Source organism: Achromobacter sp. GbtcB20 (genome assembly GCF_019091095.1).
Classification (GTDB): Bacteria; Pseudomonadota; Gammaproteobacteria; order Burkholderiales; family Burkholderiaceae_B; genus Achromobacter; species Achromobacter mucicolens.
In genome coordinates this window covers 578,694-601,504 of record NZ_JAGXJZ010000001.1, presented here as the reverse complement: position 1 = coordinate 601,504, position 22,811 = coordinate 578,694, and the positions used below count along the sequence as shown (strand labels likewise).

Annotated in this window: 24 protein-coding genes; 12 read left to right on the top strand and 12 right to left on the bottom strand. The window is 66.3% G+C overall.

Going from position 1 to position 22,811, the window contains the following annotated elements:
* Positions 1-96 precede the first annotated feature (96 nt).
* From KVT32_RS02745 to KVT32_RS02735, 3 genes are all read right to left on the bottom strand, one after another.
* Complete coding sequence (locus KVT32_RS02745; RefSeq protein ID WP_152384549.1) at positions 97-1,212, bottom strand: cyclic nucleotide-binding domain-containing protein; 1,116 nt, start codon at positions 1,210-1,212, stop codon at positions 97-99.
* Positions 1,213-1,489: 277 nt separating this feature from the next.
* The gene (locus KVT32_RS02740) at positions 1,490-2,416 is read right to left on the bottom strand and encodes an AraC family transcriptional regulator (protein ID WP_152384550.1); all 927 of its coding nucleotides are present in this window, start codon (positions 2,414-2,416) and stop codon (positions 1,490-1,492) included.
* 107 nt (positions 2,417-2,523) lie between these two features.
* A complete protein-coding gene (locus KVT32_RS02735) occupies positions 2,524-3,423 on the bottom strand; it encodes an alpha/beta fold hydrolase (RefSeq protein ID WP_152384551.1) in 900 nt (299 codons plus the stop codon).
* A gap of 88 nt (positions 3,424-3,511) precedes the next feature.
* Here KVT32_RS02735 and KVT32_RS02730 point away from each other — a divergent pair, with 88 nt between their 5' ends.
* Together KVT32_RS02730 and KVT32_RS02725 are read left to right on the top strand one after the other, a co-directional pair.
* Positions 3,512-3,898 (top strand): MerR family transcriptional regulator, encoded by a 387-nt coding sequence (locus KVT32_RS02730; protein ID WP_152384552.1) that lies wholly within the window; start codon positions 3,512-3,514, stop codon positions 3,896-3,898.
* A gap of 50 nt (positions 3,899-3,948) precedes the next feature.
* The gene (locus tag KVT32_RS02725; protein ID WP_217617658.1) at positions 3,949-5,673 is read left to right on the top strand and encodes a SulP family inorganic anion transporter; all 1,725 of its coding nucleotides are present in this window, start codon (positions 3,949-3,951) and stop codon (positions 5,671-5,673) included.
* Between the two features lie 47 nt (positions 5,674-5,720).
* Here the strand turns inward: KVT32_RS02725 and KVT32_RS02720 are convergent, their stop codons facing one another.
* On the bottom strand, positions 5,721-6,188 hold the full coding sequence (locus KVT32_RS02720; RefSeq protein ID WP_254636724.1) for a YMGG-like glycine zipper-containing protein: 468 nt from the start codon (positions 6,186-6,188) through the stop codon (positions 5,721-5,723).
* Between the two features lie 293 nt (positions 6,189-6,481).
* Between KVT32_RS02720 and KVT32_RS02715 the strand changes: the two genes are divergently transcribed.
* The 3 genes from KVT32_RS02715 (at position 6,482) to KVT32_RS02705 (ending at position 8,871) form a co-directional block, all read left to right on the top strand.
* Positions 6,482-7,735, top strand: coding sequence for a sulfite oxidase (locus tag KVT32_RS02715; RefSeq protein WP_217617657.1), 1,254 nt, complete (start codon positions 6,482-6,484; stop codon positions 7,733-7,735).
* Between the two features lie 14 nt (positions 7,736-7,749).
* On the top strand, positions 7,750-8,124 hold the full coding sequence (locus KVT32_RS02710) for a cytochrome c (protein WP_254636723.1): 375 nt from the start codon (positions 7,750-7,752) through the stop codon (positions 8,122-8,124).
* 90 nt (positions 8,125-8,214) lie between these two features.
* Positions 8,215-8,871 (top strand): hypothetical protein, encoded by a 657-nt coding sequence (locus KVT32_RS02705; RefSeq protein ID WP_217617656.1) that lies wholly within the window; start codon positions 8,215-8,217, stop codon positions 8,869-8,871.
* A 6-nt stretch (positions 8,872-8,877) separates the two neighbouring features.
* Here KVT32_RS02705 and KVT32_RS02700 read toward each other — a convergent pair whose 3' ends face one another.
* From KVT32_RS02700 to KVT32_RS02690, 3 genes are read right to left on the bottom strand one after another with little or no spacing between them, the layout of a single operon-like run.
* On the bottom strand, positions 8,878-9,207 hold the full coding sequence (locus tag KVT32_RS02700; RefSeq protein WP_128829279.1) for a YciI family protein: 330 nt from the start codon (positions 9,205-9,207) through the stop codon (positions 8,878-8,880).
* A gap of 59 nt (positions 9,208-9,266) precedes the next feature.
* Positions 9,267-9,818, bottom strand: a complete 552-nt coding sequence (locus tag KVT32_RS02695) for a sugar O-acetyltransferase (protein ID WP_152384555.1) — start codon at positions 9,816-9,818, stop codon at positions 9,267-9,269.
* Between the two features lie 49 nt (positions 9,819-9,867).
* On the bottom strand, positions 9,868-11,010 hold the full coding sequence (locus KVT32_RS02690) for a citrate/2-methylcitrate synthase (protein ID WP_056318818.1): 1,143 nt from the start codon (positions 11,008-11,010) through the stop codon (positions 9,868-9,870).
* A gap of 129 nt (positions 11,011-11,139) precedes the next feature.
* On the opposite strand from KVT32_RS02690, the gene KVT32_RS02685 reads away from it, so the two are divergent.
* The 5 genes from KVT32_RS02685 to KVT32_RS02665 all read left to right on the top strand — a co-directional run bounded on the left by KVT32_RS02685 (position 11,140) and on the right by KVT32_RS02665 (position 16,176).
* Positions 11,140-12,093 (top strand): 2-hydroxyacid dehydrogenase, encoded by a 954-nt coding sequence (locus KVT32_RS02685; protein ID WP_142055081.1) that lies wholly within the window; start codon positions 11,140-11,142, stop codon positions 12,091-12,093.
* Between the two features lie 27 nt (positions 12,094-12,120).
* Positions 12,121-12,819, top strand: coding sequence for a fumarylacetoacetate hydrolase family protein (locus KVT32_RS02680; protein ID WP_152384556.1), 699 nt, complete (start codon positions 12,121-12,123; stop codon positions 12,817-12,819).
* A gap of 60 nt (positions 12,820-12,879) precedes the next feature.
* Positions 12,880-13,644 (top strand): SDR family oxidoreductase, encoded by a 765-nt coding sequence (locus KVT32_RS02675; protein WP_062841421.1) that lies wholly within the window; start codon positions 12,880-12,882, stop codon positions 13,642-13,644.
* 93 nt (positions 13,645-13,737) lie between these two features.
* A complete protein-coding gene (locus tag KVT32_RS02670; RefSeq protein WP_056318489.1) occupies positions 13,738-14,712 on the top strand; it encodes a tripartite tricarboxylate transporter substrate binding protein in 975 nt (324 codons plus the stop codon).
* Positions 14,713-15,246: 534 nt separating this feature from the next.
* Positions 15,247-16,176, top strand: coding sequence for a hypothetical protein (locus KVT32_RS02665; RefSeq protein WP_371825562.1), 930 nt, complete (start codon positions 15,247-15,249; stop codon positions 16,174-16,176).
* Between the two features lie 21 nt (positions 16,177-16,197).
* Here the strand turns inward: KVT32_RS02665 and KVT32_RS02660 are convergent, their stop codons facing one another.
* The 4 genes from KVT32_RS02660 to proP all read right to left on the bottom strand — a co-directional run bounded on the left by KVT32_RS02660 (position 16,198) and on the right by proP (position 20,719).
* Entirely contained in the window at positions 16,198-17,370 is a 1,173-nt protein-coding gene (locus KVT32_RS02660; RefSeq protein ID WP_217617655.1) for a diguanylate cyclase, read from the bottom strand.
* Between the two features lie 223 nt (positions 17,371-17,593).
* Entirely contained in the window at positions 17,594-18,073 is a 480-nt protein-coding gene (locus tag KVT32_RS02655) for a VOC family protein (protein ID WP_062841431.1), read from the bottom strand.
* A gap of 183 nt (positions 18,074-18,256) precedes the next feature.
* Positions 18,257-19,135, bottom strand: a complete 879-nt coding sequence (locus KVT32_RS02650) for a PhzF family phenazine biosynthesis protein (protein ID WP_152384558.1) — start codon at positions 19,133-19,135, stop codon at positions 18,257-18,259.
* A 51-nt stretch (positions 19,136-19,186) separates the two neighbouring features.
* On the bottom strand, positions 19,187-20,719 hold the full coding sequence (gene proP / locus KVT32_RS02645) for a glycine betaine/L-proline transporter ProP (RefSeq protein WP_056318474.1): 1,533 nt from the start codon (positions 20,717-20,719) through the stop codon (positions 19,187-19,189).
* Between the two features lie 133 nt (positions 20,720-20,852).
* Between proP and KVT32_RS02640 the strand changes: the two genes are divergently transcribed.
* Entirely contained in the window at positions 20,853-21,311 is a 459-nt protein-coding gene (locus tag KVT32_RS02640) for a MaoC family dehydratase (RefSeq protein WP_056318470.1), read from the top strand.
* A gap of 20 nt (positions 21,312-21,331) precedes the next feature.
* On the opposite strand, the gene KVT32_RS02635 is transcribed toward KVT32_RS02640, so the two are convergent.
* Positions 21,332-21,736, bottom strand: coding sequence for a RidA family protein (locus KVT32_RS02635; protein WP_217617654.1), 405 nt, complete (start codon positions 21,734-21,736; stop codon positions 21,332-21,334).
* A 141-nt stretch (positions 21,737-21,877) separates the two neighbouring features.
* On the opposite strand from KVT32_RS02635, the gene KVT32_RS02630 reads away from it, so the two are divergent.
* Positions 21,878-22,795 (top strand): LysR family transcriptional regulator, encoded by a 918-nt coding sequence (locus KVT32_RS02630; RefSeq protein ID WP_063954218.1) that lies wholly within the window; start codon positions 21,878-21,880, stop codon positions 22,793-22,795.
* The last annotated feature ends 16 nt before the right edge of the window (positions 22,796-22,811 follow it).

Sequence of the window (22,811 nt, the reverse complement as noted above, 5' to 3'; positions counted from 1 at the left end):
TGAGCCAAAGTTGGCCCGATCATCCATGTTTAGGCGAATCGCGGATCTTGTTGTCGACGCATTTTTTCCCCTCGCTTCTGCCCATCCGCCCTGCCCTCAGTGCGCCGACGCATCCAGAAACCGATGCACCACCCGCACCGCTGCCGCGCCCTCGGCAATGCTCGCCAACACATGCTTCACCGACCCCGCGCGCGCCGCGCCCACCGCAAACACGCCCGGCTGCGAGCTTTCGTAGTCCCGAGCCTGCATCGACCCCGCTGCGGCACGACCCGTATGGATACAGCCCTGGTCGTCTGTGTCCAGCCACCCGTCCAGCCACGCCGTGTTGGCTTGACCTGTCCTCGCCTGCACATCGCCCTCCTGCATCCCCGTCGCAACGATGAGGCAACGTGCTTCGATCATCCGGCCGTCGTCCAGCCACACCCGATACGGATAGCAGCCGCCATCGAAGCGGCTTACGGTGCGCAGCGGCATCACGTGTGCGCCAAAGCGCTTGCTCTGGTCCTCGGCGCGGCGCAGCAGCGGGCCTTCGCATAGACCGGTGAACGTGCCCGGAAAGCCCGTGAACACGTCCAGCCCTGGCACGTCGCCACAGGAGAGTGAGCCGCCCACCAGCACGGTCTGCAGTCCCTCGGAGGAGGCGTAGGCGGCGGCGGCCAGTCCGGCCGGCCCGCCTCCGATCACCGCCAGGTCCATGACGGCGTCCTCTTGTTCGCTCTTCTTCACCGACCGCAGGATGGCGCCTCCATACGGACGGCGCTGCAGATAGCCGATACGACGCAGCATGAACGCGCGCAGGATGATTTCCGCCAATGGCCGTTCGGCCAGAATCAGCGCCTCGAGCGCAGCGCGGCTCAGCCGCAGCAGGCGGCATGGTGCATTGGCGCGCACCGTGACCGCGTTCGGCCGGTCGGTGAAGAGGTCCAGGCTGCCCGTGAATTCGCCGTCGCGATGGACCAGCAGACTGCGCATCACGCCGCCGGCCGCGGGTTCCAGTACCTCGGCATAACCCTGGAGCAGGATGTAGAACGCGGCTTCGCGATCACCGCTGTTCAGCAGCACACGGCCCGGTTCGGCCGACATCTCCTCGCCATAGCGGGCCGCGCGTTCGATCAGCGCGCCCCGCAGCATGGGGAACGCCTGCGCATGCAGCGCGGCAAGATCGGCCGGTGGAGGGAGGGCCGGCGCGGCGCCGGCGGCAGGAACACGCATTGAACGGTCTCGGACCACCCGAGATAAGTGACAGTGACCCCATCAAGATAACGTCGCGGCGCGGGCACGTCTTGCCCACTTGCGTCCTGCTTTGTTTGAAAGAGCAATGATCGCAGCGCTGCTGCAACGGCCCCGCCCCCGAACCGCCTGACGCCGAATCGGCGGGGAACCCGCCTTCTTGCCGGCCGGCGTTCCCACGCGCTGCGTCCAGCTCGCCTGCCGCATTTGAGCGCCAATTCAGCGCAGCAATGCGCTGCCAAAGCGATTGCGCGCTATCTCAACCGCCGTGTTCCCTGCGCCAAGCACCAGGCGCCACGCCGACCACGCTCGTGAACACCCGGGTCATGTGCGCCTGGTCGGCAAAGCCGCACAACAGCGCAATGTCGGTGATCGACCGCCCCGGCGTGCGCAGCAGTTCCTGCGCCTTTTGCACCCGTTGCTCCAGCAGCCAGCGATGCGGCGTGGTGCCGACCGTCTGCCGGAACGCCTTGATGAAGTAGCTGCGCGACAGATTGCAGGCCTCTGCGATGTCCGCAATCGACGCGTCTTCCCGCAGCGACGCCAGCAGCATGTCCTTGGCCCGCGCCTCCAGTTTGCGCGACAGCACCCGGGCGCCGCCCGACTCTGCCCAGCCGCTGGTCGCCCCGGCCCCGTATTGCGTCAGCAGGTGGGTGCCAAGCGCCAGATTCAGATGCTCTACAAAAAGGCTGCTGGTCTGCGCGGGGTTTGCCACCACGCTGGCCAGCACCTGCGATAGATGGCCCAGCACAGGATCCGGCTGGCCCGCGCGCGGCAGCAGGCTGCTGACGCGCGCCCCGCCCTTTTCGTCGTTGATCCGCTCAATGAAGGCGCGCGACAGCTCGACCAGCAGGAAGTCGAATCCGCTAAGCATGTCGGCCCGGTAATCATCGGTGAAATCGCGGATGTAGATCGAACCCGCAGCAAAGTCATGCGTGGAGGCGAGATTGCCCTGCAGGATGCGGCGGCGATGGCCGCCCTGCAGCGCCACGCCCACGAGAAAGCCGCGATCGGACGCGGGCGTCTCCACACTGCCGAAGTGATCGTTGTGGGTGCGCTTGCGATAAAACGTCAGCCCGCCGCCATGGAACTCCTGGTCCAACGCCAGCTTGCTGGCCGAGCAGCCCAGCGTGTCGGTGGACCGCGCGGGTTGCGAGTCGGAAATCAGGGGCTGGGTGGCGGGCATGGAGATGTCCAAATCAGGGCAAACGCGCTTTCGGGCTCGAAGATAGCAGGCGATGCTGCCTCGCAACAAGCAACATTTGGCAAGAAGCCCCCGCGCGCTTCCGCCTGTCAGCGCGGGACGACGTTGTCCACAAACGCAGCCAAGTCCCGGTTGAACCTTTCCGCCTCCTCCATGAACGGCGCATGCCCGGATGCCGCATATATCGTGTTCCTCACGCGGGGGTTCAGTTGCCGCGCCCGCTGGATCGACGGCGCTGGCTGGACCAACGCGTCTTTTGCTCCGTAGATCAGCAGCAGAGGCTTGCGCGCCGAGCCAAGGCCGCGCGCCGCCTCGACCGTCATGGCTTGCACGGCGGCCTGCATGTCGAAGGACGCCATCGCGGCATTGGCCAGGAGCCGTTGGAACGTGTCGGCATCGGGCGGCTGCGCAAAGCACAATCCGATGAACTCGCGCTCCGCGTCCAGATGGGTTTTCAGGTCGGACGACACCATGTCGCGGTACAGCGCGGGATGCTGCACGATCTGTTTCGCATCCAGTTCGATCACGCCACCCACGTAGACGGCGCCCGCAATCCCCGCATCGCCGTACATGGCGAGGTAGTTGGTCGTCACCGCGGCGCCAAGCGACCAGCCGACGACGACGGGGTGGGCGACGCCGGTCGCCTTCATCACAGCGGCCAGATCGTCGGCCCAGCGTCGCCCGTCGGTATACGCCGCCGCATCCGCCGGCTTAGCCGACAGGCCATGGCCCCGCAGGTCGTAGGTGATCAGCCGATACCGTTGCAGCGCCGGGCTGGCGAGTTGGGCCTCCCAGTTGAGGCGGCTGCCCAGCAACCCGTGCACGAAGATCACTGGCGGACCATCGGCATTGCCGGCCTCCTGGACGGCGAGCGTCACCCCATCGGGCGCGGTGACCGTGTATTGCCTGGACTGCGCGTGCGCGGCCGCCGAAGCCACGATGAACAAGGCTGCCGCCGCCACTCGGCGGAAAAAGGTTCTGCGTTGCATGCTGATGCATCCGAAATAGGGAAGGACGGCCAGTCTCAACCCTCACACCAATGTCAATGTCAAGCGCCTATCTGCTAATCTTTCCCCCATGAAAACGCCCGTGCTTCACACCCCCATGTCGATCGGCGAATTGGCCCGCAAAACGGGCGCAAGCCTGCGGTCGCTGCGCCATTACGACGACCAAGGTCTGCTTTTCTCGGCCCGGGCAGACAATGGGTACCGTACCTTTCCCGCGACCGCCGTCACGCAGGTAAGGCAAATCCAGCGCCTCATCGCTGCCGGCTTCTCGTTGGCGGAAATTCGCGGGTTTCCCGATTGCATGCGGCTGATCGAAGGCGCGGCGGCGTGCCCGGAGACGTCCGAGGTGCAGCGCCGGCGGTTGGCATCCGTCGAGCGCCAGATCGCTGACCTCGAGCGCCGCCGCGCCCGGCTGCGCCAGATGTTGGAAGATTCAGGCTCTGCTTCTCCGCACTGAAACACGGAAACATCCACAACCTGTAGCGCACGCTTTCCTACCGGGATTTCATGGCTACCGAACCGCCCCGCTCCCCCGTCAAGACCGCGCCACGCTGGTTGCGCTGGCTGCCCGGTCTGGCGCTGTTGCCGTCCTACCAGGCGGCGTGGCTGCCCAGGGACATTGCCGCCGGCCTCGTCCTGACGACCATGCTGGTCCCGGTGGGCATCGCTTACGCCGAAGCCTCGGGCGTACCCGGCGTCTACGGCCTGTACGCCACCATCATCCCGCTCCTGGCGTATGCGCTGTTCGGTCCAAGCCGGATCCTGGTTTTGGGACCGGATTCCGCGTTGGCGGCGCCCATCCTGGCCGTCGTGCTTAGCGTCTCCAACGGCGATCCCATGCGCGCCATCGCCGCAGCCAGCATGATGGCCGTGGTCTCGGGCCTGTTTTGCATCGTGATGGGTTTGATGCGCCTGGGATTCATCACAGAGCTGCTGTCCAAACCCATCCGCTACGGCTACATGAACGGCATCGCGTTGACCGTGCTGGTCAGCCAGTTGCCCAAGCTCTTCGACGTGTCCATCGACGACGCCGGCCCATTGCGGGAAATGCAGCAGCTGGCGCTGGCCGTCGCCGATGGACAAGCCCTCTGGCCAAGCTTTGCTGTGGGCGCGGCCAGCCTGGCCGTGATCCTGGTGCTAAAGCGTTTTGATCGCGTGCCAGGCATCCTGATCGCCGTGATCCTTGCCACGCTGGCGGTCGAGCTCGTCGGATTGGATGCCAAGGGCGTCAAGGTGCTGGGAGAGATTCCGCAAGGCTTGCCCAGTTTTGCCTTGCCCTGGCTCAGCAACGCCGATCTGGTCAAGATCGTGCTGGGCGGCTGCGCGGTGGCGCTGATTGCCTTTGCGGACACCAGCGTGCTGTCGCGCACCTACGCGGCGCGCACGAACACGCGCGTGGATCCGAATCAGGAAATGGTGGGACTGGGCGTCGCGAACCTGGCGGCGGGTTTTTTCCAGGGCTTTCCGATCAGCAGCAGCGCATCGCGCACGCCGGTGGCCGAGGCAGCCGGCTCGCGCACGCAGCTCACCGGCGTCGTCGGTGCGCTGGCCGTCGCCGCGCTGCTGATCGCCGCGCCGAACCTGCTGCGGCACCTGCCCAACAGCGCGCTGGCCGCGGTGGTGATCGCCGCGGCCATCGGCCTGTTCGAGTTCAAGGATCTGCGGCGCATCTACCGCATCCAGCAATGGGAATTCTGGCTGTCCATGCTGTGTTTTGCGGGTGTCGCCGTCTTCGGCGCGATCCCCGGCATCTGCCTGGCGGTCGTCATCGCCGTCATCGAGTTCCTGTGGGACGGCTGGCGTCCGCACTTCGCGGTGCTGGGCCGCGTGCCGAACCTGCGCGGCTATCACGACCTGAAGCGTTATCCGCATGCCACGCTGATCGACGGACTTGTCCTGTTCCGCTGGGACGCCCCGCTCTTTTTCGCCAACGCCGAACTCTTCCAGCAGCGCCTGCTTGAAGCCGTGGAGGCCTCGCCCACGCCCGTACGGCGCGTGGTGGTGGCTGCCGAACCCGTCACCAGCGTGGACGTCACCTCAGCCGACATGCTGCGCGAACTGTGCGAAACCCTGTCGCGCGAAGGGGTCGCGCTGCACTTCGCGGAAATGAAGGATCCCGTGCGCGACAAGCTCAAGCGTTTCGAGCTGTCGCGGCTATTCAGCGACGACCGCTTTCATCCGACCGTTGGCAGCGCGGTGGACGATTACCTGCAAGGCGACCACGCATCCTAGACCCGGCTCCCTTTTGCCGCGCTGGACCGTCGACGCACGCTTGCCGCTCAAGGCGTCACCTGATACCCCCGCTGCTGCATGCAGGCGGCATACGCGGAAGACGCTGCCGCAGCCTGCTGGTTCTGGGTGGCGCGGTCCTGACGCCGATCCTGCCGCTGGCGCGACCCGCCCACCACCATTCCCGCCGCCGCTGCGTCCTTTGCCTGGTTTTGCCGGTACGCCTGCTTGGTGTCGTCGTCCATGCGGTCGTAGACCTCCTCGTGCTGCCGTCCGCGCGCACCGGCCACCGCGGCGCCAGCGGCCGCGCCAGCCGCCGCGCCACGCGCACGGCCACCAGCCTCGCGCGAATCCGGGCTGCTGCTGGCCGCGCTGCCTGTCTGCGACTGGCATGCCGCGATGTCTTGCTGGGTAAGTTCGGGGGATTGGCCTTTGAGCGGCGTGACGGTCTGCGCGGACGCAGTCAGGCAGACGCCAGCGGCCAGCATGGCCACGCAGGGAAAGATGATCGTATTCATGACAACCTCCATGGAAGTCAGAGCCCTGATTCACCAGCGTAGCGCTGGGTTCTGCGCCGGTGCAACATGGGTTATGCGGCTGGCCTGGGCGCCTTGGCGCAGCTCGCTTCGTGCTTGCCCAACCAAATATCCAAAACTCTTATATCTGAAATGTCCACAAACCTATAGTTCTTTAGAACCCGTTGACATAAAGAGGGGCATTGCCGATGATGCGGAAGGCCGCAAGCGCTGGGCCGCCCATAAGCACAACACCGCGCCTGTTCCGCGGGACGCGGCAACCAGAGAGGCAAGCCATGGAGACAACCCCACGCAACCCCGCACGGCGCCGCATGCTGGCCGGCAGCGCCAGTGCCCTGGCCGCGGCCGGGCTGGGCGCCGCGGGCATTGCGCGCGCCAGCGATGCGCCCGCCAAGCCCGCAGGCGCAGCGCCCGCCGCTACCCCCGCCGCGCCCGCTGCCAAGCAGCTGCCGCCTTACGCGGCGTGGAAAGACGCCGACAGCGTCATCGTGCACAGCGCCAACACCATCGAGACCCGCCGCAGCGCGTTCGGCGATGGCGTCATCACGCCGTCGCGCCAGCTATACGTGCGCAATAACCTGCCGCCGCCCGACGCCGCGATCCTGAACGACCGCGATGCATGGAAGGTCGAGATCGAAGGCGTCAAGCAGCCCCGCACGTTCACCGTGGGCGAACTGAAGACGCTGGGCATGGAAACGCTGGCGACCGTGTTGCAGTGCTCGGGCAATGGCCGCGGGTTCTTTCCCCACAAGCCCAGCGGCACGCCGTGGGAAGTGGGCGCGGCCGGCTGCGTGATGTGGACGGGCGTGCCGGTGCGCACCCTTGTCGAACACCTGGGCGGCCTGGCGGGCACGCCTGCCTTCATGACCGGCACCGGCGGCGAAGTGCTGCCCGAAGGTCTGGATCCCAAATCGCTGCTGGTGGAACGCTCGGTGCCGCGCGAGGCGATGCAGGACGCCCTGTTGGCCTGGGAGATGAACGGCGAGCCGCTGTCGCTGGCGCACGGCGGCCCATTGCGCCTGATCGTGCCGGGCTACACCGGCGTGAACAACGTCAAGTACATCAAGCGGCTGGCGTTCACCGCCGAACAGAGCCCCGCGAAGATCCAGCAGACCGGCTATCGCCTGACGCCCATGAACGCCAAGCCCAGCCCCGACCAACCATCGGTCTGGGCCATGGAACCCAAATCCTGGATCAACGCGCCGGGCGCAAACGGCCAGCCGGTGAAGGCCGGGCGGGTGGTGGTGCGCGGCGTGACCTTTGGCGGCATGCATGCGGTCAAGCGCGTGGACGTGTCGATCGACGGGGGCAAGACCTGGAAACAGGCCGCGTTGATCGGACCGGATCTTGGCAAGTACGCCTGGCGCCAGTTCGCGCTGCCGGTGGAACTGTCCGCCGGTCAGCACATGCTGGTCAGCCGCGTCGAAGACACCGAAGGCAATGTGCAGGTGGAAAACCGGTTCGAAAACGCGCCGGGCTATATCAACAGCAGTTGGCGCGACCACGGTCTGGCCATCAACGTGTCCTGATCGAGGCAGCATCGATGCACAACAGTCAAGTCATGCAGCATGCAGCAACCCGCCGCCCGATCGGGTGGCGGGCTTCCTTTGCGCTCGCGGCAGGTGTCTGGTTGCTGACGGGCGCGCAGGCGTGGGCGGCCGAACCGCCCAATGCCGAAGCGGGCCGGGCCTTGTTCCTGAAAGCGACCACCCCGGCCTGTTCCGTCTGTCACACGCTGGCCGACGCCGGCGCGGCAGGCACCATTGGTCCCAACCTGGACGAGCTCAAGCCCGATGCCAACCGCGTCACGCAGGCCGTGCGCAACGGCATCGGCGTGATGCCGGCCTTCGATGCCTTGAGCGATGAGCAGGTGCAGGCGTTGGCGAAATACGTGTCGGGCGTGACCGGGGCGCAGTAGCCGGCCCGTGCATCGCGGACAGCGGCATCGTGGTAGGCTTTCCGCCAGCCGGATTGCCTACCCATCCTCACGTTCACGACGACACGCACCATGACGCTCAGATCGCTCGCCCTGCTGCTTTCCGCGGCGGCCCTGACCCCGGCGCTTCATGCGCAACCGGCTGGCCACGGCGCCGCCTGGACGCCGACAGGCCCGACGGCATGCCGCTTTTCGGGCTGGACCACCAACGACAAGCCCGCGATCCCGGTGCGCGCGGCAGCCTCCTACAGCGCCAGGCAGTTGGGCGCGCTGCCGACCACGCGCGGCGACAGTCCCGACCCCGATGTGGATCTTTACAGCGTTACCTTCGACGTGACCGAGGCGCGCGACGGCTGGCTCAGGATTCGCAACGCCAGCGACGCCATGAGCGGCAGCGACCGCCACCCGCCTCGCCCCGTCTATCAAGGCGAAGGCTGGATCGCCGCCGCGGACGCGCAGGTCGGCATCCAGTCGGCGCGCGGATACGCGCGCCCCGACGCCGCCAGCGAACGGCTGCTTGACCTGGGCGGCGACTGGCTGACTGAACGCGCCACCTTGCGCGGCATCGTGGCCTGCGATGGCGAATGGCTGCTGCTGGATTACGAGATGCGCAACAGCGCCACGTTCGAACGGCTGGCCGACAAGGACCGCACGCGCGGCCGCGCGTGGTTTCGCGGCGTGTGCGCATCGTCCGAGACCACCTGCGACATGCGCTCGGTCGACGGGTAATCCGCGCTACCGGCGCTCAAGCGGCCAGACTTCCACCACGCCGTGCGCCACGGCGCAGGGCGTGCGGGACACCTTTTCGATGGCCTCGGCCATATCGGCCGCTTCGATGACGGCAAAACCGGCAATCGGCAGCGGCGCATTCATGAACGGCCCCTTCGCCGTCACCACGCCGGACGCGTCCGGATTGCGCACCTGAACCGGCGTGCCCGCGATCCCCATCAGCACCCCTGCATGCTGCAATGCCGCGTCGTGCGCATGCGCAGCCTCGCGCACGGACACCGGGGTGCTGTCGTAGCCCGCCTGATCGCCGTAGCCGATTGTGATGAACATGGGCATGGTCTTCTCCTTGAGATTGGCGCCGCGCCTTGTGGCGAGACGCGTGGCGTGCTCATGCGCTACCACCGCACCCGCGCCGGATTGCCAACCACCTTTGCACCCGCGGGCACATCCCGCGTCACAACGCTGCCCGCGCCGATGATCGCATCGTCCCCCACCGTCACACCGGGCAGGATGATCGCCCCACCGCCGATCCACACCTGCCTGCCGATGTGCACGGGCCGCCCGAACTCCAGCATCGCGCGCCGCTGCTCGGGGTCGTGCGGGTGGTCTGCCGTGTAGATCTGCACCGCCGGGCCGATTTGCGTGCCTTCGCCGATGGTGACCTGCACGACGTCCAGGATCACGCAATTGAAGTTCATGAAGACGTTCGCGCCCAGCGAAATGTTGTAGCCGTAGTCGCAATGAAACGGCGGGCGGATCAGCGCGCCCTCGCCGACACTGGCCAGGCGCTCGCAAAGCAGCGCATGCCATTGTTCGGGCGGCTCGCCCAGCAGCGCGTTATACCGCTGCATCCAGGCGCTGGCGGCCAGCTGGTCCGCCTGGATCTCGGCGTCGGCGGCCGTGTACAGCGCTCCGGCCAACATCCTCTCTTTCTGCGTGCGTGTCATGGCAGTCTCCTGTCCGGTACGTTGCAGCATACCGAACATTGCCGTGCCGCTACGCCGCTTGCGGCAAGACTCCGACGTAACGGCCGCGCGGCCGGATGACCTGCGCAACGCTGAGTTGCTCCAGGCCGTGCGCCAGAAGGCCAATGCTGCGCGCCGTGGCGAACAGCCCGAATGCCGCATCGTCCGGCAGGCCGCAATGCGCCGCCAGCGCGGCCAGGGCGACGTCGATGTTGGGATGCAGACCCGTCAGTTGCGTGGCCTTGCCAATGAAGCGCGTGATGACCTCGGCCGGTTCGAAGCGCGCCAGCAATGCGGCTGCGCGCGGATCTCCGTCGGGATACAGGTGATGGCCAAAGCCCGCCAGCGGCAGGCCCGTGGACAGGTAATGCGCGATCACGTGGTCTTCGCCCTGGCGCGCCACGTCGTCGAACAGCGCCTTGACGCGGCCGGACGCGTCGCCGTGCAGCGGCCCGGACAAGGTGGTGAGGCCGGACAGCAGGCACGCCGGCAGCGATGCGCCCGTGGACGCCGCGATGCGCGTGGCGAATGCCGAACTGGTCAGTTCGTGATCCACCAGCAGGACCATGGCGGTGCGCAAAAGCTCAGCGGATTGCGGCGATAGCTTCCACGCCTGCGCAAAACGCAGGTGCAGCGGGCGCTTGCCATGCTGCGCGCCAAATGCATTGGCCAGTTGGCCGACAAGGCTCTGGCACTCGGTGTGCAGCACGCGCGTCATGCGGCCGCGGGTGGAATGCCCGGTGGCGGCCAGCGCGGCCAGCGACGTGAAGGCCGCGACCCGGCCGGGCGTAGACACGCGCGCCGCGCACGAAAAGTCTGCCAGCTGATCGGAATTCCACAGCAATTGGGCCACCTCCTCCAGGCTGGCCGACGCGGCCAGCGCGACGGCATCCTGCCCGCGGTAGTACAGGCGTTGCCGGTGAAAGGTGGAAATGGCCGTGGGAATGCTGGGCTCGGCGCCGAAAAGCGTGTTGGTCGCCAGGGTTTCGTGCTTGCGGCCCGCCTGCTTGCGCTTGGCCAGCCCAGCAACGTCTTCGGCGCGATACAGGCTGCGGCGCGTATCGGCCGGATCGGGCATGACTTCCAGCTTGCCGCGGCTGACGTAGGCGTAGATGGTTTGCGGCCGCACGCCAAGCTGGCTGCACGCTTCGGCCATCGATATCCAGGTGCCCATGATCTTCTGTAGCAAAGTTTATATGTTGATTTTATAGATCAATATTGCTTTACAAATCAATCATTAAATACCATGGGATCCATGTTCAACGCGGACCCGCAGCCGGTCCCCCAACAGAGCCGAACCGACATGAAGCCCCAGGTCCTGCAACTCAATCCCATCCTGATCCCCGCGGTCAACGACGAGCTGGCCTCGCGGTATCAGGTGCACAAGTTCTTCGAGATTCCGGATCAGGCAGCCTGGCTGCGCGAGCACGGCGCCGGCATCGAGGCCGTCATCACCGGCGGCCACACCGGCATCTCGCGGGCGATGCTGGAACAGCTGCCGGGCGTGAAGGTGGTGGCGGTCAATGGCGTGGGCACCGACGCGGTAGACCTGGCCTATTGCCGCGGCCGCGGCCTGCCGGTCACCGCCACGCTGGGCGCGCTGACCGAGGACGTGGCCGACCTGGCGATCGGCCTGTTGATCGCCGCCTGCCGCAACCTGTGCGCGGGTGACCGTTTTGTGCGGGAAGGCCTGTGGGAACAATTCCCCTCGCCCAGCGCCATCCCGCTCGCACGCCGCTTCAGCGGCATGCGCGTCGGCATTGTCGGCATGGGCCGTGTGGGCCGCGCCGTCGCCACGCGCGCCGCGGCCTTCGGATGCCAGATCCGCTACACCGACTTGCGCGCCATGGACGACCTGCCGCATGAATTCGTGCCCGACCTGATCGAACTGGCGCGCAGCTCCGATGCGCTGGTGCTGAGCGCCGCGGCCGACAAGGCCGAGGGCATCGTCAACGCCAAGGTGCTGGATGCGCTGGGCCCGCGCGGCTTCCTGGTCAACGTAGCGCGCGGGCGTCTGGTCAACGAGGCGGACCTGACCGAGGCGCTGGTGGCCGGGCGCATTGCGGGTGCGGGGCTGGACGTCTTTGTCGATGAACCCCGCGTGCCGGCGGCCCTGCGCCAGTCGGATCGCACCACGCTGCAGGCGCACCGCGCAAGCGCCACCTGGGAGACGCGTGCCGCGATGGGCCAGATGGTGCTGGACAGCATCGCGCAGGCCTTGGCCGGCGAACGTCCGTCGATGAGCCTGACGACCTGAGCCGCAAGGCACGCATTGAGAACTGTCATGACGGACCTGGTCTTTCCCGCGCTTGCACCCACCCTGCTTCCGATCGCCGGCAGCGCGGCACGCTTTCCGGTCGCGCGCGTCTTCTGCATCGGACGCAACTACCGCTGGCTGCCCGACGAGCCGCGTCCCACCGACATGCCGGCGTGGTTCATGAAGCCTGCCAGTGCGGTGTTTCCGGCCAGCGGCGCGTTGCCTTATCCCGCGGACACGGCGGACTTCTGCCACGAGATCGAACTGGTCGTGGCGATTGGCCGCGGCGGAAAAGACATCGAACCCAAGGAGGTCGAAGCGCGGCACATCTGGGGCTATGCGGCAGGGCTGGACATGACCCGGCGCGACGCGCAGCAGCAGGCCAAGCGCGCGGGCGGCCCGTGGGAACCGGCCAAGGCCTTCGATCATTCCGCGCCCTGCACGCCGATCGTGCCGGCCACCGTGTGCGGCCATCCTCGCCAAGGCGCGGTGTGGCTGACGGTCAATGGGCAAGACCGCCAGCGCGCCGACTTGTCCGGCCTGCTGTGGTCCGTGCCCGAGCTGGTGGCGATGCTGTCGCGGTCGGTAACGCTGGCGCCCGGCGATCTCGTCTACACCGGCACGCCTGCGGGCGTTGGCCCGTTAACGCCTGGCGACGTCGTCAGCGCGGGTGTGGCCGATATCGGGGCTTTGACCATGACCGTTGCCCGCCCTCGCGCCGCCTGACGGCTCACGCCGATTCCTTCCATCACCCATCGCTATTCCATCCGCCCCAGGAGACACGCTTTGAACGAAAGCACCACCCAAAAGATTGCGCTGGTCACCGGCGCCGGCAGCGGCGTCGGCCGCGTCACCGCCGTCGCGCTGCTGGACGACGGCTGGACCGTCGTGCTGGCCGGCCGGCGCGCAGACCCTTTGCAGAGCCTGCAGGCCGAGGCCACCGCACGCGGCCAGACTGCGCTGGCCGTGCCCACCGACGTTACCCGCCCGGAAAGCGTCGAAGCCCTGTTCAACACCATTGAAAGCCGCTTCGGCCGGCTGGACCTGCTGTTCAACAACGCCGGCGTCAACGCCCCCGCCGTGCCCATGGACGAACTGCCGCTGGAAAAGTGGTTCAACGCCATCAACACCAATGTGACGGGCGTCTACCTTTGCGCGCGCGCGGCTTTCGGGTTGATGCGACGCCAGTCGCCGCAGGGCGGCCGCATCATCAACAACGGGTCGATCTCCGCGCATACTCCCCGCCCCTTCACCGCGCCCTACACCGCCAGCAAGCATGCGGTGACGGGCCTGACCAAGTCGCTGGCACTGGATGGCCGCGCCTTCAACATCGTGGCCGGGCAGATCGACATCGGCAACGCGATGACGGAACTGTCCGAACGCATGACGCGCGGCGTGCTGCAAGCCAATGGCACGGTCGCGCCCGAGCCCATGATGGACGCCGTGCACGTTGCAAAGGCGGTACGCCACATGGCGTCGCTGCCGCTGGACGCCAACGTCCTGACCATGACCGTCATGGCCAGCGCCATGCCCTTTACCGGGCGCGGCTAAGGCCCTGACTGCGCCCCCAACCCGCGCCCCGGATGCAGCACGCCAGGGCGCTTCACAGAGTTGACAGAAGTTGACCACCCCGAGGAGACAAGCATGACCTTCACCACGCTGGCCAAGACCCTGGCCTTTTCGGCAGTCCTTGCCGCCGTGCCCGGCCTGGCCGCGGCGCAGAACTACCCCGCCCGTCCCATCAGCATCATCGTGCCCGCGCCGCCGGGCGGCGGCATCGACATGATTGCGCGCGTCGTCGGCGAAAAGCTGTCGCAGTCGCTGGGCCAGCCCGTCATCGTCGACAACCGGCCGGGCGCCTCCAACAACCTGGGCACCGCGCTGCTCGCCAACGCCAAGCCCGACGGCTACACCATCGGCATCGTGGGCGGCAGCCACAACATCAACAAGTACCTATTCAAGAACCTGGGCTGGGATCCGCAAAAGAGCTTCGAGCCGATCGTCTACACCCACGAAATTCCGCTGGTGTTCGCGGTCTATCCGAAGATCCCGCCCAAAACCCTGCCCGAACTCGTCGATTGGATGAAGGCGCATCCCGACGACGCCAAGGTTGCCACGTCTGGCCGCGGCAGCGCGCAGGAAATGGCGGCCGAAATGTTCCGCATGGTCAGCGGCGCGCCCATGCTGCTGATCCCGTACAAGGGTTCGTCCGCCGCGCACCCCGATCTGCTCGCGGGCCGCACTGTCCTGTACATCGACACGCTGAGCGCGATGCAGGAGCAGGTCAAGGCCGGCAATGTGCGCGCGGTTGCCGTGTCCACCGCGAATCGCACCAAGGCGCTGCCGGACGTGCCGACCGCGCAGGAACAAGGCTTGAAGGGCTACGACGCCAACACCAACGGCGGCTTCCTTGCGCCAGCGGGCACGCCCAAGGAGATCGTCGCCAAGCTCAACGCCGAGATCAACGCGGTGCTCAAGCAGCCGGCCGTGCGCGCCAAGCTGGAAGCCGCGGGCATCGAAGTCCAGGGCGGCACGCCGCAGGAATACGCGGCGGTGATCCAGTCGGACCTGGACAAGTGGGGCAAGGTCGTTAAAGAGGCGAAGATCGAGGCCGAGTGACCTTTGACCGGCATGCAAGAGACTGCGCCGCCGCCGCAGCCGCTTGCACGCGCGTGGCGCGATCCGATGGAGCCCGGATCGCGCTACGCCGCCTTTCCGGTAACCCTGAGTATTGCCAAGGTAACAGGGCGTTAAGGGCCTTTTGCCCCTGCCTGGCGCGGCCCATCCGTCGCGAATACCCCGCAATTCCTGCGCATACGCACGCCCGCGCCCGCCCTGGCCGCGGGCGCCGGCGGCATGCGCCGCCCTCCATGCCGCGCAAGAGTTGCCTTGACACCCTTCTCGCCCCCCTTCTATGGTCGAGCCCGCCGGTCGATTTGGCACTATTAATTCCCCATGCAGCCCGTCTTGCGGCGCCCACCGGCACCGCGACCCGATGGCGCGCCGGCGGCGACTGGCGATGGCTGCATATCGCGATAGAGAGAGAAGAAGGACATGGCGTCTACACGCAAGTCGGAAGGAAAGGGTTTGCGAACGGGCAACGCGGCAGCGGCCGCCCTCCTGGTGGCGGCGATCACTGCCGCATTCGCGGCGATGAGCCCGACGCCTGGGAACGCAGCGCAAGAGAAGGCCGCAGCACCGGCCGCCGGAGCGCCGGCCGCCGGAGCGCCGGCAGCCGCACTATCCGCTGCCTCGGCATCGGCTGCCGCGGAACCGGCTAACCCCGCCTCGGCCACGTCCGCGCCCACGCCTTCCGCTGCCGCCAGCGCGCAGGCCGCCCTGCCTGACGCCGCATCGGTCCTCTACGCGATCCACCAGGTCGACAGCAAGGGCGCCGACTCCGCAGACGTGGCTAACGGCAGCGTGGCCACCTATTGGTTCGGCCACGCCTTCGAAATGGATGGCACGCCGTACTTCACGGGCTTCGTGTGGGAAACCGCTGAACGCTATGGCAAGCCGGGAGAGGACGATGTCGGTCCGATGACGACGGTGAATCTTGCCGAGGCGACCTTCATCCGCGATCCCGCATCGCCGTCGAGCCCCTGGAAGTTCCGTGGCATGGAACCGACCATCGGCGAGTTCGGCGCGTACGAGCGGCCGCCGGAAGTCGACACCCGGCGCAAGCCGCGGGAATACCGCACGGCAGCCGGCAAGCTGCTGCTGGCGGTGCCCACCGAGACGTTCGACAACGGCATCACGATCAGCGGCTACACCCTGCTCGTCTTCACGCCGCCGGAAAAGCGCCAGGACGAAGCCAAGGACAAGGTGTGGGCGTATGCGGGCGAGGTGATTGCAGGCGAGGACAACGGCCCAGCCTGTGCGGATGGCGACGTCATGCCGTGCACGCGCAGCGAGGGCGAACTGGTCTTTAGCGCCACCGGCACCGCCGACCTGCCGCGCGTGACCGTGCAGTTCTCCGGCACCACCATCTCCGGCCCGGGCAAGACCCGCAAGCTGGGTCCGGCCGACGCCGTCATCTACACCTACGACACAACGCGCAAGGCCTACGTGGCGCAGCAATGACCCCCGGGGCCTTGCCGCCGATCAAGCCGTGACCGGCGCGGGTTCGCCGGCCAGTTCCGGCCGGTTGCCGCCCATTTTCTTGGCCCGGTAGAGCGCCTGGTCCGCGATGGCCAGCGCGTCCATGATGGTGGGCGTGTCGCCCTCGAAGCGGGCCAACCCGATGCTTACCGTCGCGGCAATGCCGATGCCGTCCATCCGGTTCGAGACGGTGACCGCGAAACGCTCGGCCATGGCCTTGCCCAACGTGTGGGCGCCCTTCGCGTCATCCCCCCACAGCAGCGCGGCAAATTCCTCGCCGCCGATGCGCGCAAGAATGGTGTCGTCACCGAGGACCTCGCGCGCGGTTTCGGCAAATGATTTCAGCACCTGATCGCCCGCCTGATGTCCATAGCGGTCATTGACGGACTTGAAGTGATCCAGGTCGAATGCCATCACCGCCACTGTGCCCCGCCCTTCCTTGCCGTTCAGGATGCGCGCGCCTTGTTCGACGAACCAGCGCCGGTTTCCCAGCCGCGTCAGGTAATCGGTCTGCGATTCCATCAGCAGCTGGCTGTGGGTTTCGTCGCGGATGAGCTTGAGCAGCATCATGGGCAGCACCACGGAATACAGCACGCCTTCATAGATGGTGAGCTTGCCAGCCAGCGCCAGGACCTGGCCGCCGGACTCGGTCGCGAACCACGGCAGGACAAGCGCACGTGCGGCATACACGGCGGTATGCACCCCGGCAACCGCAACCACGATGTACCGTGAGCGCCGTGGCTTGAGCGCCTGGCAGCGCAACAGCTCCCAGGCCGTCAACCCGCTGACGAGCGCAATCGGCACCGAGCTTACGTGCGTCCACATGACGTCCAGCCAGCGCACGCCGCCGATCACCCAGGTCAGCCCCATGCCCACCAGCACACAGGCGGCGGTGCGCACATAACGCCGTCCGCTCAGCGCGGCAACGCCATTGAGCACCAGCAGGTAGCCACCCAGGATGACCAGATTGCTGATCGCCGCGCCGCTGACACCAGGCAAGTCGCGGCGATACAGCGCTGCCGCGCAGCCGACAGCCAGCGTGGCGAATCCAGATGCCAGGATGCGCAGTTCCTTGCTGCGTTTGGGATTGGCCCGCTGCTCCCAGAACATCAGGCCGGCGCTGACAAGCAGTGTTCCGACTGCCAACAGGTAAAGAGTGAGAAGATCGACGTACATCTCGAAAGTCAGGAGATTTCGCCGAAATATCGCGGCGGCTGCGGGATTTTACGGGGCTTTCCCACGCGTGCAACATCCTTACCGGGGCCTGTCATCCGACCCCGGATTTTTGTTCCATCGACAGGTCATTCTTGCTGATACGGCCCCCAAAACCGGAGATTCCAATCCACGGAACTGGCCCGGCGTTTCACCGCGCGCGCTGCCCGCTCTGCAAACCGCGGCATCATCCCCGGCGCGCGGCTTCGATGGTCGCAATGTCGATCTTCTTCATCGTCATCATCGCCTCGAATGCACGCTTGGCAGCTGCCTGGTCAAGATCCGTGACTGCCGCGAGCAGCGCCCGGGGCGTGATCTGCCAGGACACGCCCCATTTGTCCTTGCACCAGCCGCAATCGCTCTCCTGGCCGCCATTCGAGACGATCGCGTCCCACAGGCGGTCGGTTTCGGCCTGATCGTCGGTCGCGACCTGAAAGGAAAACGATTCGTTGTGCTGAAATGCGTCGCCGCCATTGAGCCCCACGCAGGGAATGCCCATGACGGTGAAGTTGACCATCAGGATGTCGCCCTGCTGACCCGACGGGTAGTCGCCGGGCGCGCGATGGACGGCGCCCACCTCGCTGTCCGGAAACGTCCGAGCGTAGAAATTCGCCGCGTCCAGCGCGTCGCCGTCGTACCACAGGCAAATCGTGTTTTTGCTGGCCATCTTGCTCCTCCTTGGCAGGAAAGTGATGCGCTCAACCCTTGCTGCAATGCGCGACGTTCAAGCATAGTGCACGCGGCGCCGGCCGAAAACCGGGCACGGATCGCGCCTGAGCAGGCCGCGACTGAGCAGGCCGCGTCAATGCCCGCCACACCGATGCCGGCCGCCCCACATGCCGGCGCACGTTCACACCGCAATGCGGCCGTCGATGCACGTCACGGATTGCCCGCCCACGCGAATGGCGCCGTCCGCACCGAACGCGATGTTCAGCCTGCCCGACCGCCCCACCGCCGCGCCCTGCGTGCTGAGGTATTCCGTCCCGAACTGCTGCACTTGCCCCGCATCGCGGATGAACGCCGCCACCGATCCGTTGCCGCTCCCGCACACCGGGTCTTCGTTTGCGCCCAGGCTGGGCGCAAAGGCGCGGACCTCGATGGCGCTTTCCGCGCCTTCGCCGTACGCCCCATACACCACGATGCCGGCGGCCTGGTTGCGGCGGTCGAACTCGGCCATGCGGGAGAAGTCCGGGCGCAGCGTCAGTACGGCCTGCGCGCTGGGCAACTGTGCGATCGTCCACACCGGGCCCACATTGACAAGCTTGGGCGCGGGATCGTGCAGCACCGCCGAACCCAGTATCCCTTCCATCTCATCGACAAGGTCCGCGCCAAGCTCGGTCAACTGGGCCACGGGAAGCGTGAAGGCAATACGCGGACTGCCGCCGGCGATCTCGGTGACCGACAGGTCGATCAGGCCCGCGGCGCATTCCTGCACCAGCCTGCCGCCGCGCGCCTGGACGATGCCAGCTTCCAGCAGCGCGTGCGCCGTTCCCAGCGTGGGATGCCCCGCAAAGGGCAGCTCGGCCTGCGGGGTGAAGATCCGGACTAGATAGTCAGCGCCGGACTGCGTTGGCGGCAGCACAAAGGTGGTTTCCGACAGATTCGTCCAGTTGGCGATACGCCGCATCTGCTCGTCGGTCATGCCCTGCGCCTGCAGCACCACCGCGACGGGATTACCGCGATAGGGTTCGCTGGTAAATACATCCACCTGCTTGAATGGCACGCTCATGACTTGCTCCTTAACATGAAGCGCCGCCCGGACAAGTCCGGGCGGCAGCTCTCATTCAATACCCGGATGCCTGTCCGCCAGCCGTTGGCGGCGCACACGCAGCGCATCCAGCTTTTCTTCCAGCGCCGCGATCTCGGCATCCACGTCCTGCACACTTTGTTCAATGTGCTCGTACGCCTGCTGCAACAGCACCTTGGCTTCCTTGCGGCTGGAAGCGGTCGGTGTCTCGCCGCGCAGCGGCCGGTTGGCGGTCTCGGGCAGGAAGAACGAGGTGATCAGCCCGATGAGCGACGCCGCCATCAGGTAATACGCCGGCATCATCAGGTTGTCGGTCTCTTCGACCAGCCACGCGGCCACGGTGGGGGTAAGCCCGGCGAAGATGATGGCCACATTGAACGAACTGGCCAATGCGCTATAGCGGATGCGCGTGGGGAACAGCGCCGGCAGCGTGGAGGCCATGATGCCGATCAGGCAGTTCAGGAAAATGGCGATCAGCAGCAGTCCCAGGAAGATCAGCGCGGTGTTGTCGCTGCCGATCAGGAAGAACGACGGGATCGCAGTAACCAGGAGCCCCAGGCTGCCGACCAGCAGAAACGGCTTGCGCCCGACCTTGTCGCTGACGAAACCCACCACCGGCTGCACGAACAGCATGCCCACCATCACCACGACGATGATGAGCACCCCGTGGCCTTCGGTGTAGCCCAGGCTGCCCGACAGGTAAGTCGGCATATAGGTCAGCAGCATGTAATAGGTGATGTTGGTCACCAGCACCATGCCGATGCTGACCAGCAAGGCGCGGCGGTATTTGGCGAAGATCTCGCGGAAGGACACCGACGGCTTTTCCTGCACGGCGTCGCGATCTTCCTTTTCCATCCGTTCGAGCTGCTGCGTGAAGGCCGGGGTTTCTTCGGCCGCATGCCGCAGATACAAGCCCAACAGGCCCAGCGGCCCCGCCACGAAGAAAGGAATGCGCCAGCCCCAGTCCAGAAACGTCTGCTCGCCCAGCATGGTCTGCAACAGCACGACCATGCCGGCGCCCACGACAAAGCCGGCTATCGAGCCGAAGTCCAGCCAGCTGCCCAGGAAACCCCGCTGCCTGTCCGGCGCGTACTCCGCGACGAAAACGGCCGCACCGGTGTATTCGCCGCCGACGGAGAAACCTTGCGCCAGCTTGCACAGCAGCAGCAGGATCGGCGCCCACAGGCCGATCGTGGCGTATGCGGGAATGAGGCCAATGCAGAACGTGCTGATGGCCATGATGATGATGGTGAGCGACAGCACCTTCTGGCGCCCGAAGCGATCGCCCATGACGCCGAAGAACACGCCTCCCAACGGTCGCACCAGAAACGGCACGGAAAACGTGCCGAGCGCGGCGATGGTTTGCACGGCGGGCGAAGCGTCGGGGAAGAACACCTTGCCCAGTGCGAACGCCACGAAACCGTAGACGCCAAAGTCAAACCATTCCATTGCATTGCCAAGCGCCGCCGCCGTGACGGCTTTCTTGAGCTTGGTGTTGTCGATGACCGTGATGTCGCCGATCTCCAGCGGACGGATCTCTTGCGACGACGTGGGGGTTTCTGCCATGGTGCGACATCCATAAAACGAGACATGCCGATTATGGACCCGATTTCGGCGACGGTCATCGCCCGCTGCATTGCGCAAGGCGCGAACGCGCGCCCATAATGCCCCACCCACCAGATACTCGCCGGAGCCATCGATGCCACAGCCCCCCAAGCCGCCGCTGATCTACCTGGAAGACCTGTCCGTCGGTGACGTCTTTGTCAGCAAGACCCATGCCTTGGACGCCGAGCAGATCGTCGGCTTTGCGTCGCAGTTCGACCCGCAACCCTTTCATCTGGATCCGGAGGCGGCGCGCGACACGCTGTTCCAGGGGCTGGCGGCCAGCGGCTGGCATACGGCGGCGCTGACCATGAAGCTGCTGGTCGAGAGTTTTCCCGTGGCGCGCGGGGTCATTGGCGCAGGCGCCGAACTGGCTTGGCCGCTGCCCACCCGGCCGGACGATGTGGTCAAGGTGACGAGCACCGTGATCAGCATCACGCCATCGCGCTCCAAGCCCGATCGCGCCATCGTGGTCGTGGAATCGATCACATCGAATCAGCGCGACGAGGCGCTGCAGAAGCTGACGAGCAAGGTCGTCGTCTTCCGCAAGCCTTGATAAGCCGCAGCGCCGCCCGATCAAGCCGCCGCGGCGTCGGGCACCTTGGCGATGACCTTGATCTCGAACTGGAATCCGTACAGCCAGGTGACGCCCACCGCCGTAATGTTCGGATACGGCGCCTCGCCCCAGAATTCGGGCACCACTTCCCACATGGTTTCGAACTGCGACTGCGGATCGACCATGAAGACCGTCACGTCGACGACGTCGTCAAACGTCGCACCCGCCGCGTGCAGGATGGCGTTCAGATTCCGGAAGGCCATCCGCACCTGCTCGCGCAGGTCGGGCTCCGGCGACCCGTCGTCATGGCTGCCGACCTGGCCGGACACGAACAGAAAGCCGTTGGAGCGAACCGCCGGCGAATAACGGTTGCGCTCGTAGAGCGCATGGCGATTGGGAGGAAAAACAACGTCGCGTTTGGTCATGGCGTTCTCCTGGTGGTGGGCTGTCCGACAGCCCGCGTTGACATGGGCAAACTGTAAAAGCGCCCGTCCCAGGGATAAACGGTCAACTGCATCCATCACTATTTGTAGAATCCAAACAATCCCAATTCTCTTCGAGCAGCCATGGACAGATTCGACGCAATGACCGCGTTTGCGCGCGTGGTGGAAACCGGCAGCTTCACCAAGGCCGCCGAAACCCTGCACATGAGCAAGACGAGCGTGACGCAGCTGGTCCAGCAGCTTGAGGCACGCCTGCGGGTGCGCCTGTTGAACCGCACCACGCGCAAGGTCAATGTCACGGCCGATGGCGCGGCGTACTACGAGCGCGTGATCAAGCTGCTGGCCGACATGGACGATGCCGAAACCAGCCTGTCCAGCGCCGCGGAAGCGCCGCGCGGCCGGCTGCGCGTGGACGTGCCCAGTCCGCTGGCGCGCATGGTGCTCGTGCCCGCCTTGCCGGACTTTCACGCGCGCTATCCCGACATCCAGCTCGACATGGGCGTCAGCGATCGCATCGTCGACCTGATCGGCGAAAACATCGATTGTGTCGTGCGCGGCGGCGAGCTGACCGACCAGTCCCTGATGGCCCGCCGCGTCGGCGACCTGCAACTGGGCGTCTACGCCGCGCCCTCGTACCTGAAGCTGGCCGGCAAGCCCGCGCACCCGCGCGAGCTTGAAGACACGCACCACCGCATCGTGGGTTTTCTGTGGCAACGCACCGGGCGCGCGCTGCCTTATGCCATGCGTCGCGGCAAGGAGGTCGTCAATGTGCACGGCCGCTACGTGCTGGCGGTGGACGATGGCAATGCCTACCTGGCGGCGGGGCTTGCCGGCATGGGCGTGATGTGGCTGCCGGACTACATGTCCGCGCCGCACCTGGCCAAAGGCGAGCTGGTCCCGGTCTTCGAGGACTGGCGCCTGGACCCGATGCCGATGTACGTGGCGTTCCCGCCCAACCGCCACGTCAGCGCCAAGCTGCGCGCCTTCATCGACTGGATCGTCGAGGTGGTGGGCGCATATTCGCCCGCGGGCCGCACCTAGCGCGAAGCCACTACCG

Bases quoted from the DNA above. Each gene is read 5' to 3' on its own strand.
- KVT32_RS02745 (WP_152384549.1), bottom strand. From the start codon at position 1,212: ATGCGTGTTCCTGCCGCCGGCGCCGCGCCGGCCCTCCCTCCACCGGCC.
- KVT32_RS02740 (WP_152384550.1), bottom strand. From the start codon at position 2,416: ATGCCCGCCACCCAGCCCCTGATTTCCGACTCGCAACCCGCGCGGTCC.
- KVT32_RS02735 (WP_152384551.1), bottom strand. From the start codon at position 3,423: ATGCAACGCAGAACCTTTTTCCGCCGAGTGGCGGCGGCAGCCTTGTTC.
- KVT32_RS02730 (WP_152384552.1), top strand. From the start codon at position 3,512: ATGAAAACGCCCGTGCTTCACACCCCCATGTCGATCGGCGAATTGGCC.
- KVT32_RS02725 (WP_217617658.1), top strand. From the start codon at position 3,949: ATGGCTACCGAACCGCCCCGCTCCCCCGTCAAGACCGCGCCACGCTGG.
- KVT32_RS02720 (WP_254636724.1), bottom strand. From the start codon at position 6,188: ATGAATACGATCATCTTTCCCTGCGTGGCCATGCTGGCCGCTGGCGTC.
- KVT32_RS02715 (WP_217617657.1), top strand. From the start codon at position 6,482: ATGGAGACAACCCCACGCAACCCCGCACGGCGCCGCATGCTGGCCGGC.
- KVT32_RS02710 (WP_254636723.1), top strand. From the start codon at position 7,750: ATGCACAACAGTCAAGTCATGCAGCATGCAGCAACCCGCCGCCCGATC.
- KVT32_RS02705 (WP_217617656.1), top strand. From the start codon at position 8,215: ATGACGCTCAGATCGCTCGCCCTGCTGCTTTCCGCGGCGGCCCTGACC.
- KVT32_RS02700 (WP_128829279.1), bottom strand. From the start codon at position 9,207: ATGCCCATGTTCATCACAATCGGCTACGGCGATCAGGCGGGCTACGAC.
- KVT32_RS02695 (WP_152384555.1), bottom strand. From the start codon at position 9,818: ATGACACGCACGCAGAAAGAGAGGATGTTGGCCGGAGCGCTGTACACG.
- KVT32_RS02690 (WP_056318818.1), bottom strand. From the start codon at position 11,010: ATGGGCACCTGGATATCGATGGCCGAAGCGTGCAGCCAGCTTGGCGTG.
- KVT32_RS02685 (WP_142055081.1), top strand. From the start codon at position 11,140: ATGAAGCCCCAGGTCCTGCAACTCAATCCCATCCTGATCCCCGCGGTC.
- KVT32_RS02680 (WP_152384556.1), top strand. From the start codon at position 12,121: ATGACGGACCTGGTCTTTCCCGCGCTTGCACCCACCCTGCTTCCGATC.
- KVT32_RS02670 (WP_056318489.1), top strand. From the start codon at position 13,738: ATGACCTTCACCACGCTGGCCAAGACCCTGGCCTTTTCGGCAGTCCTT.
- KVT32_RS02665 (WP_371825562.1), top strand. From the start codon at position 15,247: ATGAGCCCGACGCCTGGGAACGCAGCGCAAGAGAAGGCCGCAGCACCG.
- KVT32_RS02660 (WP_217617655.1), bottom strand. From the start codon at position 17,370: ATGTACGTCGATCTTCTCACTCTTTACCTGTTGGCAGTCGGAACACTG.
- KVT32_RS02655 (WP_062841431.1), bottom strand. From the start codon at position 18,073: ATGGCCAGCAAAAACACGATTTGCCTGTGGTACGACGGCGACGCGCTG.
- KVT32_RS02650 (WP_152384558.1), bottom strand. From the start codon at position 19,135: ATGAGCGTGCCATTCAAGCAGGTGGATGTATTTACCAGCGAACCCTAT.
- proP (WP_056318474.1), bottom strand. From the start codon at position 20,719: ATGGCAGAAACCCCCACGTCGTCGCAAGAGATCCGTCCGCTGGAGATC.
- KVT32_RS02640 (WP_056318470.1), top strand. From the start codon at position 20,853: ATGCCACAGCCCCCCAAGCCGCCGCTGATCTACCTGGAAGACCTGTCC.
- KVT32_RS02635 (WP_217617654.1), bottom strand. From the start codon at position 21,736: ATGACCAAACGCGACGTTGTTTTTCCTCCCAATCGCCATGCGCTCTAC.
- KVT32_RS02630 (WP_063954218.1), top strand. From the start codon at position 21,878: ATGGACAGATTCGACGCAATGACCGCGTTTGCGCGCGTGGTGGAAACC.